This window comes from Desulfosarcina cetonica JCM 12296 (genome assembly GCF_001311845.1).
Lineage (GTDB): Bacteria > Desulfobacterota > Desulfobacteria > Desulfobacterales > Desulfosarcinaceae > Desulfosarcina > Desulfosarcina cetonica.
Window position 1 is genome coordinate 1 of record NZ_BBCC01000167.1, and the last position, 13,669, is coordinate 13,669.

A 13,669-nucleotide genomic window follows, 5' to 3' on the forward strand; every position below is an offset into this window, starting at 1 on the left:
AGTCTTTCAAGGAGCGTCTCCAAGTGAGAGTGATCATAACATTGGCGTGTCAGGAATGTAAACGCAGGAACTACACGACGACCAAGAATAAACGGACAACGCCGGACAAACTTGAGTTCAGCAAATATTGTCGTTTTTGCAAAAAACACACCCCTCACAAGGAAACCAAGTAGGTTCGGTTTTCGGGAAAAGGGCAAACCTGCAGGCCAGTAGCTCGAATTGGTAGAGCATCGGACTCCAAATCCGGGTGTTGGGGGTTCGAATCCCTCCTGGCCTGCCATTATTTGTCATTCAGGCGGCAGCTGACGGATCGCCGGTTGCACAATCGACAGGCGTCCGCTGTTCGGGATAACGGGGCACGATGGGACGGTTACTTCGAAAAAAAGATTCAACCAAGAAAGTCAAAAAAACGCGATCCGTGGATGACATCGGCCAGAACCAGAGCGACCCCGCTACCCAGGTGAGTGTGTCGCCGCCGGCGGTCAAGAAGACCTACACGCCGGTCAGCAAGCCGACAGCTCCAAAGGAAAAGACCGTTATCGACAAGTCGATCCAGTTTCTGCGGGAGGTTAAGGTTGAACTGAAGAAGGTGACCTGGCCCTCGCGGAAGCAAACCCTGGGATCGACGGCGGTGGTCATTATCATCGTGGCCATCATCTCCCTGTTCCTCGGGGTTGTCGATGCAGGCCTTGCCGGTCTCATCCGCGCGGTATTGCGGTAAGCAGGAGCTTTTATAGTGGCTAAAAAATGGTATATCGTTCACGTTTATTCGGGATTTGAGAACAAGGTCAAGGCGTCCTTGGACGAGAAGATCGCTACTTCCCCCAATCCGTCGAAGTTCGACAAGGTCATTGTGCCGACTGAAGAAGTTGTCGAGCTGGTCAAGGGAAAGCGCCGTACCTCTTCACGCAAGTTCTACCCCGGATACCTGCTTGTGCGCATGGACCTCGATGACGAAACCTGGCACATCGTGAACAATACACCGAAGGTTACCGGTTTTCTCGGCGGCCGTGAAAAACCAACCCCCATTTCGGAAGAAGAGGCTGAGGCCATTTTGAACCGGATGGAGGCGGGGAAAAACCAGCCGCAACCCAAATACTTCTTCGAGACCGGTGATGAAATTCGCGTCATCGACGGCCCGTTCACAAATTTTAATGGAACCGTGGAAGAGGTCAATCCCGAGAAGGGAAAAATCAAGGTGCTGGTGAGCATTTTCGGCCGTTCGACACCGGTAGAGTTGGACTTCGTCCAGGTGATGAAGCTCTAAGTTCTCGGACAACGCGGTTTGCATCCATATGTATACCATTATACCATAACAGAATTGCAGGGGAATCGATCGAACAATGGCTAAAAAGGTAATGGCTCAAATCAAGCTTCAAGTTGAAGCAGGAAAGGCGAACCCATCTCCACCCATCGGTCCGGCGCTGGGGCAGCACGGCGTCAATATCATGGACTTCTGTAAGGCATTCAACGCGCGCACGGCAAACGACGCGGGAATGATCATTCCCGTGGTCATCACGGTTTACCAGGACCGCTCTTTTACCTTTGTGACCAAGACCCCTCCGGCTGCCGTTCTGCTCAAGAAAGCGGCAAAGATCGCCAAGGGCGCCGGAGACCCCAAACGGGACCGCGTCGGAAAGGTGAGCATGGCTCAGGTTGAAGAGATTGCCAAAATCAAGATGGAAGATCTTAATGCCAACGATCTTGCCGCCGCCTGCCGGATTATCCAGGGCACTGCGCGAAGCATGGGCATCGAGGTCAACTAACCATCTGGAATTGCGAACGCTTGGTGATTCCACGGACAACAGGATCGCAGCCAGAACAAGAAGAGGGCGTTGAGTTGCCCATTATCAAGGAGTACAAGTAAAAATGCCGAAGCGTGGTAAAAAATATAAAGAATCGAGAAGCAAGGTCGAATCCACCAAGCGATACGATTTCGCCGAAGCCGTTGATACCGCCATTTCCGCTTCTTATGCCAAGTTTGATGAAACTGTCGATGTCGCGGTCAGACTCGGTGTCGATCCCCGGCATGCGGACCAGATGGTCCGCGGCACGGTAGTGCTTCCCAATGGCCTGGGCAAGGAAGTCAAGGTGCTCGTTTTTGCCAAGGGCGAAAAAGAGGCAGAGGCGAGAGAGGCCGGGGCCGACTTCGTCGGGAACGAGGAGCTGGTCGAAAAGATAAAAGAGGGTTGGTTCGGGTTCGATAAAGCCATCGCCACGCCTGACATGATGGGAACCGTTGGAAAGATTGGCCGGCTATTGGGCCCCCGCGGGCTGATGCCGAATGCCAAAACCGGAACGGTCACCTTTGATGTGGCCAAGACCGTCCAAGAACTCAAGGCGGGTAAGATCGAGTTCCGGGTAGAAAAAGCCGGTATTGTGCATGCACCCATGGGCAAAGTATCTTTCGGAACCCAGAAACTCATCGAAAATATTGCTGCATTCCTCGAAATGATAATGAAATTGAAACCATCTTCCAGCAAAGGCACCTACCTGAAGGGAATCGCTGTTTCCACCACCATGGGGCCGGGTGTCAGAATCGATACCACCATGGTAAAAGATCTTGTCAAATAGACAGGTTGCTTTTATCTTTAAAGCTTAACAGCAACTTGAATAATTGCGGGCCTTTTTGCGCCCGCTTCACTACGCTGTCAAAGACCGTAGGTTCACAAGGTCCCTTCAATCAGGGGGACGACGTGTTTAATCGGTGCACACCGGCCTGCCGAGACGGAGTTGCGTGTTTGCCAAGCCCTTCCTTTTATACCATCGCCACGATTGGGATGTCATTCGAAGGTCTTCGTTGAACGATAACGCCATGCTGTACCCTCCGGTTTTTGCAGATTCAGGAAGGAGGTGAAATCGAACATTGGATATTAACGAGAAAAAGCGGATTGCTGACGATCTACAGGCGCGTTTCGAAAAGTCCATCATTGTCATCCTGACGGATTACAAAGGACTTAACGTCGAATCAATGAACCTGCTGAGAAGGAAGCTCAGGGAAGCGGGGGCCGAATACCAGGTGGTAAAGAACTCCCTGCTTGTGCGGGCTTCTGAAGGCAATGACGTTGCGCTGATCAAGGAGCATTTCAAAGGCCCCAGTGCCATTGCCCTCAGCAGCACCGATCCGGTCGCACCGGCCAAAGTCCTGGCGGATTTCGTCAAGGAGAACAAGAACTTCGAGGTCAAAGTCGGTGTCCTCAACGGTAAAGCACTGGATCTCGATGCGATTAAAGCGCTGTCCACGCTACCTTCCCGCGAGGTTATGCTGGCCAAAGTCCTGTCGGTGATGAATGCCGTGCCGACCTCTCTGGTTACTGCCCTCAGCGATGTACCGCGGCGGATGTTGAACGTACTCCAGGCCATCAAAGAGCAAAAAGAAGCGCAAGCCTGATTCAACGCCGCCCTCAACCATTGATTGCAAAACGACAAAACTGCAAAACGAAAATTCTGGAGGAATAAAGTCCCATGGCTGATATTACCAAAGCTGATGTAATTGAATTTATCGCCAACATGTCCGTTCTCGAGCTCTCCGAGATGGTCAAGGAGATGGAAGAGAAGTTCGGTGTTTCCGCTGCCGCCCCGGTAGCCATGATGGCTGCCGGCCCTGCTGGCGATGCCGGTGGTGCCGACGCCGCTGAAGAAAAGAATGAATTCGACGTTGTCCTGACAACGGCCGGCGACAAGAAAATTGCCGTCATCAAAGAAGTCCGCGCCATCACCGGCCTGGGCCTCAAAGAAGCCAAGGCGCTGGTGGACGAAGCGCCCAAGCCGGTTAAAGAAGGCGTTCCCAAGGAAGAAGCTGAAAAGATCAAGGCCCAGCTTGAAGAGGCCGGTGCGCAGGTCGAACTCAAATAAGATGCGAAGTATTTAGATTTGCGCGTAAGATCAGGCTGTTATAATCAAACGCAGTGAATTCGAAAATGGGGTGCAAAGGATAAACATCCTTTGATCCCATTTTCGTGTTCCTAATTATATTATCGGAGTTGCCATGTCGAAAAGACCAACGGCGAACAAGAGAATCAGAAAAAACTTCGGCAAAATCAAGAAAATCGTTGAAATTCCCGATCTCATCGGAATGCAGCGGGATTCCTATCAGCGTTTTCTACAAATGGATATCCCTCCTGAAAAACGGGAGGATATCGGCTTGCAGGCCGTATTCAAGTCCGTATTTCCAATTAAAGATTTCACCGGAAGCGCTTCTCTCGAGTTCGTGTCTTATCGATTTGCTGAGATCAAGCATAGTGAGGAAGAGTGTGTCCACCGTGGCATGACCTATGAACTGCCGGTCAGGATTACTGTCCGGCTGGTCGTTTACGACACCGATAAGGAAACCGGCGTATCCAATATTCGCGACATTAAGGAACAGGAGATCTATTTCGGCACCATTCCGCTGATGACCGCCAAGGGCACGTTCATCATCAATGGTACCGAGCGTGTGGTCGTCAGCCAGCTGCACCGCTCGTCCGGTGTTTTTTTCGACCACGACAAGGGAAAAAGCCACTCCAGTGGAAAAATTATCTACAGCTCCAGGATCATCCCCGTGCGGGGATCGTGGATCGATCTCGAAATCGATCCCAAGGACATTGTCTACATCCGTATCGACCGACGGCGTAAATTCCCCGTGACCGTGCTGTTCAAGGCGTTTGGCTACTCCACGGAGGACCTGCTCAGCTACTTCTACAAGACGGAGAAAGTCCTCGTGGATGCGGATGCCTACTATCGTGGGTTTACCCCGGAGCTGCTCAAGGGCACGCGGGCCACCAAAGACGTTGTCGATCCGGACAGTGGCGAGGTGCTGGTCAAAAAGGGCCGCATGTTCACCCAGCGTGCGCTGAGACAAATGACCGCCAGCAATTTCACGCGGGTTCCCATCGAGCAGGAAGATGTTTTCGACAAGGCCATTGCTTCATCCATCACCCACCCGGAGACCGGTGAGGTGCTTGCCCATGCCAATGACGTGATCGACGAGACCCTGCTCAAGCGGTTTGCCGAACATGGTATTCAGGAATTTGAGATTCTCTTCATCGACGGTGCTTCCAGCAGTGACTCCATTCGCAAAACCTTGCTGCTCGACAAGGTCAGCACCAAGGAAGAGGCCCTGATCGAAATCTACCGGCTTCTGCGCCCCGGCAACCCCGCCACCCCGGAAGTGCCCAGGATTTCCTGGACCATCTGTTCTTCAAGTCCGCCTACTACGACCTCTCCGGGGTTGGCCGCCTTAAAATCAACTTGCGCCTTGGGATCGAAACGCCGGTCAATGTGCGCACCTTGCGCAAGGAGGACATCCTTCTCACGACCAAGACCCTGATCGAACTGCGCGACACCCAGGGGGTGGTCGATGATATCGACCATTTGGGCAACCGACGGGTCCGCGCGGTGGGTGAACTGCTTGAAAACCAATACCGCATCGGCCTGGTGCGCATGGAGCGGGCCATCAAGGAGCGCATGAGTCTTCAGGAGGTGGATGCGCTGATGCCCCACGACCTGGTGAACCCCAAACCGGTTTCCGCCGTGGTCAAGGAATTTTTCGGAACCAGCCAGCTCAGCCAGTTCATGGACAAGACCAACCCGCTCTCCGAAACCACGCACAAGCGGCGCCTCAGCGCCCTGGGGCCCGGGGGCCTTACCCGTGAACGCGCCGGTTTCGAAGTGCGTGACGTGCATCCCTCCCACTACGGCCGGATTTGTCCCATCGAGACGCCGGAAGGTCCTAATATCGGCTTGATCGTGTCCCTCAGTACCTATGCGAAGGTCAACGATTTCGGTTTTATCGAAACGCCCTACCGCGTGGTGGAAAATGCGACGGTCTCCAAAACGGTTCGTTTTCTGAGCGCCTTCGAAGAGAAGGATCACCCGATTGCCCAGGCCAACGCGCCCATCGACGAGAATTCCGTCTACATTAATTCGACGGTGACCTCACGGGTGGCCGGCGAATTCATGATGGTCGATCGCGAGCGTATCGAACTGATGGATATTTCGCCCAACCAGTTGGTGAGTGTATCGGCCTCGTTGATTCCCTTTTTGGAGAACGACGACGCCAACCGCGCGCTGATGGGATCCAACATGCAGCGTCAGGCCGTTCCGCTGATCAAGGCGGAGGCCCCTTTGGTCGGTACCGGGATCGAAGGTGTCGTGGCCAAGGATTCGGGAGTGACGATTGTCGCCCAGCGGGATGGCGTCGTGGTGGACGTAGATGCCTCCCGGATTGTTCTCAAGCATGACGAGCCCGACCCGCGCACCGGCAAGCCGGTGACGATTCACAACTTGCTCAAGTTCGTTCGCTCCAACCAGAACACCTGCTTCAACCAGCGTCCCATCGTCAAGCAGGGACAGTTCGTCCAAGCCGGAGAAATCATCGCCGATGGCCCTGCCACCGAACAGGGCGAGCTGGCCTTGGGCAAGAATGTCACCGTGGCCTTCATGCCTTGGGGCGGGTACAATTTCGAGGATTCCATCCTGGTCAGCGAGCGCCTGGTGCGCGACGGTGTCTACACCTCGGTGCACATTGAAGAGTTCGAAGTGGTCGCCCGGGACACCAAACTCGGTAAGGAAGAGGTGACCCGCGATATTCCCAACGTGGGTGAGGAGGCGCTGAAAAACCTGGACGACAGCGGCATCATTCGACTGGGCGCCGAGGTCAAGCAGGGGGATATCCTGGTGGGGAAGATCACCCCCAAGGGAGAAACGCAGCTCTCCCCGGAAGAAAAACTGCTCCGGGCCATCTTCGGTGAAAAGGCGGGTGACGTCAAAGATACCTCCCTGCGGGTTCCGCCCGGCGTGGAAGGCATCGTTATCGATGCCAAGATTTTTCACGGCGCGGCGTCGAGAAAGACGATCGGACCCAATCCATCGAGGCCGCCGAAATGGCTGGCATGGAAAAGAACAAGAACGATGAGATCAAAATCATCGGTCAGAGCGTGCGCGAGCAACTCGAGCAGACCCTTCAGGGCCAACCCTGTGCCGCGCCGCTTAAAAAAGCCAAGAGAATTTATCTGACCAAGGGCGCCGTCATCGAACCGGGCTGCCTGGCTGACGTTCCCGTGGCCGATCTGGAGGGACTGCTGTTTGACGATCCCGAATTGACCGAACGGTCCATCAGGCCCTGGAAATCTACCGTGAACAGGTCGAGCGCTGCGAGGAGGAGTTTGAAAACCGGTTGGGCCGATTCGAGCGGGGGGATGAACTGCCCCCGGGCGTGATCAAGATGGTCAAGGTTTACGTGGCCATGAAACGCAAGTTGTCCGTGGGCGACAAGATGGCCGGCCGACATGGCAACAAGGGTGTCGTCTCCCGGATCCTGCCCATCGAAGACATGCCTTATTTTGCCGACGGCCGTACCGTCGACATGGTGCTCAATCCCTTGGGTGTGCCATCCCGAATGAACGTTGGGCAAATTCTTGAAATTCACCTGGGCCTGGCGGCCAAGGGGCTGGGCGATCAACTCAACGCCCTGATCGAGGCCTATCAGGTGGATGCCATCCGCAGCAAGCTGCGAAATATATTTGGCGAGGCGGTCGGCGACGTGGACAGCATGGATGAAGGCCAGGTCATGGGCCTGGCCAATTTCTATCGCAATGGTGTGCATATGGCCACGCCGGTTTTTGACGGTGCCAAGGAGGAAGAAATCAAAACCTTGCTGACCGAGGGGGATCTGAGCCCGACCGGACAGACCACCCTCTATGACGGCCATACCGGAGAGGCGTTTAAGGAGAAGATCACCGTTGGCACGATGTACATGCTCAAGCTCCATCACCTGGTCGATGACAAGATCCATGCCCGATCCATCGGTCCGTATTCCCTGGTGACCCAACAGCCCTTGGGTGGCAAGGCCCAGTTTGGCGGGCAGCGGTTGGGCGAAATGGAGGTCTGGGCCATGGAAGCCTACGGTGCCGCATACGCTTTGCAGGAATTCCTCACGGTCAAATCAGACGATATGGCCGGTCGGACCCGCATGTACGAGAAGATCGTTAAGGGGCAGAACGTTCTGGAGCCGGGGATTCCCGAATCCTTCAAGGTGCTTACCAAGGAGCTTCAGAGTCTAGGCTTGGATGTGTCCCTGCTTGAGGACTAATCAGCGGACAACGGCGAAAGCGTCGCACCATCCGATCCATCATCCCTAACGCTTTATAAGGAAAGAGTTATGGAAACATTATACGATTTTTTCTCCAAGCCGACGGACCCCCGGCGCTATACCGGCGTAAAAGTCTCTCTGGCTTCTTCGGATCAAATCCGGCAATGGTCTCACGGCGAGATCAAGAAGCCGGAAACCATAAACTACCGGACGTTCAAACCCGAGCGCGATGGTTTGTTCTGCGCGAAGATTTTCGGCCCCACCAAAGATTATGAGTGCAACTGCGGCAAGTATAAACGCATGAAGCACCGTGGCGTCATCTGCGAGAAATGTGGCGTCGAAGTCATCCAGTCGAAAGTGCGGCGTGAGCGCATGGGGCATATCGAGCTGGCCACGCCGGTTTCGCATATCTGGTTTCTCAAGAGCCTGCCCAGCAAGATCGGCAACCTTCTCGACATTACGCTGAAGAACATGGAGAAGGTGCTTTACTTCGATTCCTACATTGTCATCGATCCCAAGGATACCACCCTTACCCGGGGACAGCTTTTGTCCGACGAAAAATACCAGGAAGCCATCGAGACCTTTGGCGCGGGTAAATTCGAAGCCGGTATCGGGGCCGAGGCGGTCAAAACGCTGCTTGAGAATATCGAATTGGATACGCTGTATCATGAACTGCGCAAGGATATCCGTTCCACCAGCAGCGTCGCCAAGCGCCAGAAATTGTCCAAGCGCCTGAAAATCGTCGATGCCTTCATGCGCTCGGGGCTCGAACCGGTCTGGATGATCATGGATGTCATTCCGGTGTTGCCGCCCGATTTGCGTCCCCTGGTTCCGCTGGAGGGCGGGCGTTTCGCCACTTCGGATCTCAACGACCTTTACCGCCGGGTGATCAACCGCAACAACCGGCTCAAACGGCTCATGGACTTGAAGGCCCCGGAAATCATTGTGCGCAATGAAAAACGGATGCTTCAGGAGTCGGTGGATGTGCTTTTTGACAACGGTCGCCATGGCCGGGTCATCACCGGAACCAACAAGCGGCCGCTCAAATCCCTGAGCGATACCCTCAAGGGCAAGCAGGGCCGTTTCCGTCAGAACCTGCTGGGCAAGCGCGTGGATTACTCCGGCCGTACGGTTATCACCGTGGGACCCAACCTGCGTCTGCATCAGTGCGGATTGCCCAAAAAGATGGCCCTGGAGCTGTTCAAGCCCTTCGTCTACTACCGGTTGGAACAAAAGGGACTGGTGTCGACGGTGAAAAGCGCCAAGAAGATGGTCGAACGCGAGGTGCCGGAGGTCTGGGATACCCTTGACGAGGTGGTCAAGGAGTATCCGGTCATGCTCAACCGTGCGCCCACCCTGCACCGTCTCGGTATCCAGGCGTTTGAACCGACCCTCATCGAGGGCAAGGCCATCCAACTTCACCCATTGGTCTGTACGGCTTTCAATGCCGACTTTGACGGCGACCAGATGGCCGTGCATGTACCGCTTTCGGTGGAATCCCAGATCGAAGCCCGGGTGCTGATGCTGGCCAGCAACAACATCTTGTCGCCGGCCAACGGCAGCCCGATTATCGTGCCCAGCCAGGACATCGTCCTGGGACTCTACTACATGACGCGTAGAAAGGATGGCTGTCGGGGAGAAGGCAAAATATTCGCCAATCCGGAAGAGGTCCGCGCCGCGTATGACGGCCGCGCCGTCGACCTGCATGCCAAGATCATCGTGCGCATCGACGGGCAGCGTGTGGAAACATCCGTGGGCCGGATCCTGCTTTGGGAGATCATGCCCAAAGAAGATGTGGTCCGGCTGCGGCATATCATGGCCCGTGACGAAAAGGCCATGACCGCTATCGTCGACGCGATCAACGCCGGTGAAGCCTTCGCGGACCTGGTCGACACCCACTCGGAAAGTCCGGACAAGGAAAACTACGGGGAGATCGGTCTGTTTCTTAGAGAAGAGCTGGTTCGCATCTTCAACGCCGATCCAGATGATATCGAGGCTCTCTTCGAACTTGACGAAGAGGGGATTTCGTCGGTCATCGCCACCCGTACCGGGTATCACCTCTTTCAGCTCATGGAGCGTCGGCCGGAGATTCCCTTCGAGACCATCAACAAGGTCATGGACAAAGGTGCCTTGCGCGGCCTGGTGGACTATGTCTACCGGAACCTGGGGCCCAAGGCCACGGTTATTCTGGCCGACCGGCTCAAGGATATCGGCTACAAGTATTCCACCAAGGGGGGGCTTTCCATCTCCATCGATGCCATGATCATCCCTGAAAAGAAAAGTGAGATCCTCGGGCGTGCGGATCGTCAGGTGATTGAAATCGGGCGGCAATACACCGAGGGGTTGATCACCCAGGGAGAGAAATACAATAAGGTGGTCGACATCTGGGCCAAGGCCACCGACGATGTCGCCAACGAGATGATGGACGCCATGAAGGTTGAGCCCCTGCTGGATAGCGACGGAAATCCGAAGCTGGATGCCTCCGGCAAGCCGGTCATGGTCGAGAGTTTCAATCCGATCTACATGATGGCCGACTCGGGCGCGCGGGGTAGCAAGGATCAGATGCGACAGCTGGCCGGCATGCGTGGCCTGATGGCCAAACCATCGGGCGAAATCATCGAAACGCCCATCCAGGCCAATTTCCGCGAAGGACTTTCCGTGCTGCAGTACTTCATCTCCACGCACGGCGCTCGCAAGGGGTTGGCCGACACCGCCCTGAAGACGGCCAACTCCGGTTATCTGACCCGACGTCTGGCCGACGTGGCCCAGGACTGCGCGGTGGTTGACGTGGATTGTGGAACCACCGAGGGGGTTGAAGTGGAGCCGCTTTTGGAAGGCGGCGAAGTGATTCAACGGCTGAGCGAACGTATTCTCGGTCGCACCACGTTGAAGGACATCCTCGACCCCTTTACCGACGAAGTCATTATCCGGGCGGGCAAGGAGATCGATGAAAAAGACGCCTTGAAGATCGATAATGCCGGTGTCAATGTGGTCTTGATCCGTTCGGTGCTCACCTGCAAGACCAAGCATGGGGTGTGCGCCAAATGTTACGGCCGTGATTTGGCCCATGGGCGAACGGTTGAGATGGGGCAGGCCGTGGGCATCCTGGCCGCGCAGTCCATCGGCGAGCCGGGTACCCAGTTGACCATGCGTACCTTCCATATCGGTGGAACCGCCAGTCGACGTGTGGAACAGGCCGATATCCGGGCGCGTACGACCGGCAAGATCCAGTTCGTCGACCTCAACGTGGTGAAAAACGCCGACAACGAGTTGATCGTCATGAACCGTCGCGGCGGCGAATTCGCCATTGTCAGCGACACCGGCCGCGAGCGCGAGCGCTGCCCGGTGATTTACGGCGCACATATCGTGGTGCAGGAAGGTCAGACGGTCAACCCGGGCGATCTGCTCGCGGTGTGGGACCCATTCACCACCCCGATCATCACCGAAGTGCCCGGTACGGTCAAGTTCGGCGACCTGATTCCCGGTAAGACCATCCAGGAAAAAGTCGACCCGGTCACGGGTAAATCCAGCCGCACGGTGATCGAATCCAAGACCGCCGAGGAGCGCCCGCGAATCTCCATCAAGGGCGAGGATAGCAAAACGGCCAAGCTGCCCAAAGGTTCGGGCATGGCCAGGTATATGCTGCCGGTGGATGCCATTGTCCTGGTCGAAGAGGGCGATCCGGTAAAGGCCGGTGACATTATCGCCAAACTGCCCCGGGCAACCACGAAGACCAAGGACATTACCGGTGGTCTGCCTCGCGTGGCCGAGCTTTTTGAAGTGCGCAAGCCCAAGGAGGTCGCCGTGCTGAGCGAGATCGACGGTTACGTGTCGATTTCCAAGGCCACCAAAAAGGCAAACAGCGCGTGACCATCACCCCCGTGGATGTCGGTGAGAAGAAGGAGTACCTGATTCCCCGGGGCAAGCACATCAACGTCTACGAGGGTGACTATGTCCGGGCGGGCGAGCCGCTCATCGGTGGCGCGGCCAATCCCCAGGATATCCTGAAGATCAAGGGGGAGGTCGCCTTGGCCAAGTATCTGGTGGACGAGGTCCAGGAAGTTTACCGGTTGCAGGGTGTGCGCATCAACGACAAACACATCGAGGTAATCGTCCGGCAGATGATGCGTCGGGTCAAGGTGACCGATATCGGCGACACCGATTTTATCCTCGAAGAGCAGGTGGACAAGATCACCTTCGAAGAGACCAACGAGGCGGTTATTGCCAAGGGCGGCCAACCGGCGACGGCGGAGCCGTTGATCCTGGGGATCACCAAGGCCTCGCTGAGCACCGACAGTTTCATTTCGGCGGCATCCTTCCAGGAAACCACCAAGGTGCTGACCGATGCCAGCATCGCCGGTTCGGTCGATTCGTTGCGCGGGCTCAAGGAAAACGTCATCATGGGGCGCCTGATCCCTGCCGGCACAGGCGTTTCCGACTATCGCGACCTTTCCGTCCAGGCCAGCGTGTTCGATTAGTCTTCCCAGGCGGGATGTAAAAATTATATTGACAAATGGCGTCATAAAATATACTTAGCCAGTTTCTGTGCGCGATAAAACTGATGCCAAAGACCAGTTGAAGGGGTTACTATGCCGACAATTAACCAGCTCGTTCGAAAGGGCCGCAACCGCGTAGAAAAAAAGACCAATACGCCGGCTCTTAAAGGTGCACCGCAAAAGCGCGGAGTCTGCACGCGTGTTTATACCTCAACGCCGAAAAAACCGAACTCGGCGCTGCGCAAAGTTGCCAGGGTGCGCTTGACGACCGGTGTTGAGGTGACGGCCTACATTCCGGGTATCGGACACAACCTGCAGGAGCACTCGGTCGTTTTGGTGCGCGGCGGGCGCGTCAAGGACTTGCCTGGTGTGCGCTACCATATTGTCCGCGGAACCTTGGATACGCTGGGAGTGGATGGCCGGCGGCAAGGGCGTTCGAAATACGGCGCCAAACGGCCGAAATAGTCTGGCGAAGATTTGCTACTTAATCGAAATGGTGTGAATTATGCCGAGAAGAAGAGAAGTCCCGGAACGGGTGATTATCCCGGATGCCAAATATAACAGTAAGCTGGTCTCAAAGTTTATCGCTTCCATCATGCGCGATGGCAAGAAGAGTACTGCCGAGGCGTTGCTCTATGGTGCTTTCATGATTATTGGCGATAAAACCAAGGAAGAACCGTTGAAGGTTTTTGAAAAGGCCTTGGAAAATGTGAAGCCGATGATCGAAGTCAAATCCCGGCGGGTCGGTGGGTCCACCTATCAGGTGCCGACGGAGATCCGGCCTTCCCGGCGGACGGCTTTGGGGATCCGCTGGGTCATCAACTATGCTCGCAGTCGCGGTGAGAAAGGCTTCGGTGCCAAGCTGGCCGGTGAATTGATGGATGCGGCCAACGGACGCGGGGCTTCGGTTAAGAAACGCGAGGATACGCACAAGATGGCGGAGGCCAACAAGGCCTTTGCCCATTACCGCTGGTAATCATTTACTTCTATATAATTTTTACTTGCATTAGGTTTTGAGCGGTGATCAGGCCAACCCGCTGCCTGACGATCAACCTATTGCCTTGTTGGGGTGACACTCCCCGTTAACAGGAGGACCGGGAGA

At 55.5% G+C, this 13,669-nt stretch carries 9 protein-coding genes, 1 tRNA gene and 2 pseudogenes; all 12 read left to right on the forward strand.

What is annotated here, in order from left to right; all coding sequences use genetic code 11:
- Nucleotides 1–29 precede the first annotated feature (29 nt).
- The 12 genes and pseudogenes from rpmG (at nt 30) to rpsG (ending at nt 13,543) form a co-directional block, all read left to right on the forward strand.
- Nucleotides 30–173: a 50S ribosomal protein L33 gene (rpmG, locus tag JCM12296_RS37070; RefSeq protein ID WP_456236865.1), complete on the forward strand. Its 144-nt coding sequence runs from the start codon at nt 30–32 to the stop codon at nt 171–173.
- A 30-nt stretch (nt 174–203) separates the two neighbouring features.
- Nucleotides 204–280 (forward strand) — tRNA-Trp (locus JCM12296_RS26345).
- A gap of 138 nt (nt 281–418) precedes the next feature.
- Nucleotides 419–721: a preprotein translocase subunit SecE gene (gene secE, locus JCM12296_RS37075; RefSeq protein ID WP_218188292.1), complete on the forward strand. Its 303-nt coding sequence runs from the start codon at nt 419–421 to the stop codon at nt 719–721.
- 15 nt (nt 722–736) lie between these two features.
- Nucleotides 737–1,267 (forward strand): transcription termination/antitermination protein NusG, encoded by a 531-nt coding sequence (gene nusG, locus JCM12296_RS26355; protein WP_054699449.1) that lies wholly within the window; start codon nt 737–739, stop codon nt 1,265–1,267.
- A 76-nt stretch (nt 1,268–1,343) separates the two neighbouring features.
- Nucleotides 1,344–1,766: a 50S ribosomal protein L11 gene (gene rplK, locus JCM12296_RS26360; RefSeq protein ID WP_054699451.1), complete on the forward strand. Its 423-nt coding sequence runs from the start codon at nt 1,344–1,346 to the stop codon at nt 1,764–1,766.
- Nucleotides 1,767–1,869: 103 nt separating this feature from the next.
- The gene (gene rplA, locus JCM12296_RS26365) at nt 1,870–2,574 is read left to right on the forward strand and encodes a 50S ribosomal protein L1 (RefSeq protein ID WP_054699452.1); all 705 of its coding nucleotides are present in this window, start codon (nt 1,870–1,872) and stop codon (nt 2,572–2,574) included.
- Nucleotides 2,575–2,866: 292 nt separating this feature from the next.
- Entirely contained in the window at nt 2,867–3,391 is a 525-nt protein-coding gene (gene rplJ, locus JCM12296_RS26370) for a 50S ribosomal protein L10 (protein WP_054699455.1), read from the forward strand.
- Nucleotides 3,392–3,465: 74 nt separating this feature from the next.
- Nucleotides 3,466–3,855: a 50S ribosomal protein L7/L12 gene (gene rplL / locus JCM12296_RS26375; RefSeq protein ID WP_054699457.1), complete on the forward strand. Its 390-nt coding sequence runs from the start codon at nt 3,466–3,468 to the stop codon at nt 3,853–3,855.
- Nucleotides 3,856–3,988: 133 nt separating this feature from the next.
- Nucleotides 3,989–8,071: pseudogene (gene rpoB / locus JCM12296_RS41055) on the forward strand (DNA-directed RNA polymerase subunit beta).
- A 69-nt stretch (nt 8,072–8,140) separates the two neighbouring features.
- Nucleotides 8,141–12,549 (forward strand): annotated as a pseudogene (gene rpoC / locus JCM12296_RS26385) (DNA-directed RNA polymerase subunit beta').
- A 111-nt stretch (nt 12,550–12,660) separates the two neighbouring features.
- On the forward strand, nt 12,661–13,032 hold the full coding sequence (rpsL, locus tag JCM12296_RS26390) for a 30S ribosomal protein S12 (RefSeq protein WP_054699459.1): 372 nt from the start codon (nt 12,661–12,663) through the stop codon (nt 13,030–13,032).
- 40 nt (nt 13,033–13,072) lie between these two features.
- Entirely contained in the window at nt 13,073–13,543 is a 471-nt protein-coding gene (gene rpsG, locus JCM12296_RS26395; RefSeq protein ID WP_054699461.1) for a 30S ribosomal protein S7, read from the forward strand.
- Nucleotides 13,544–13,669 lie beyond the last annotated feature (126 nt).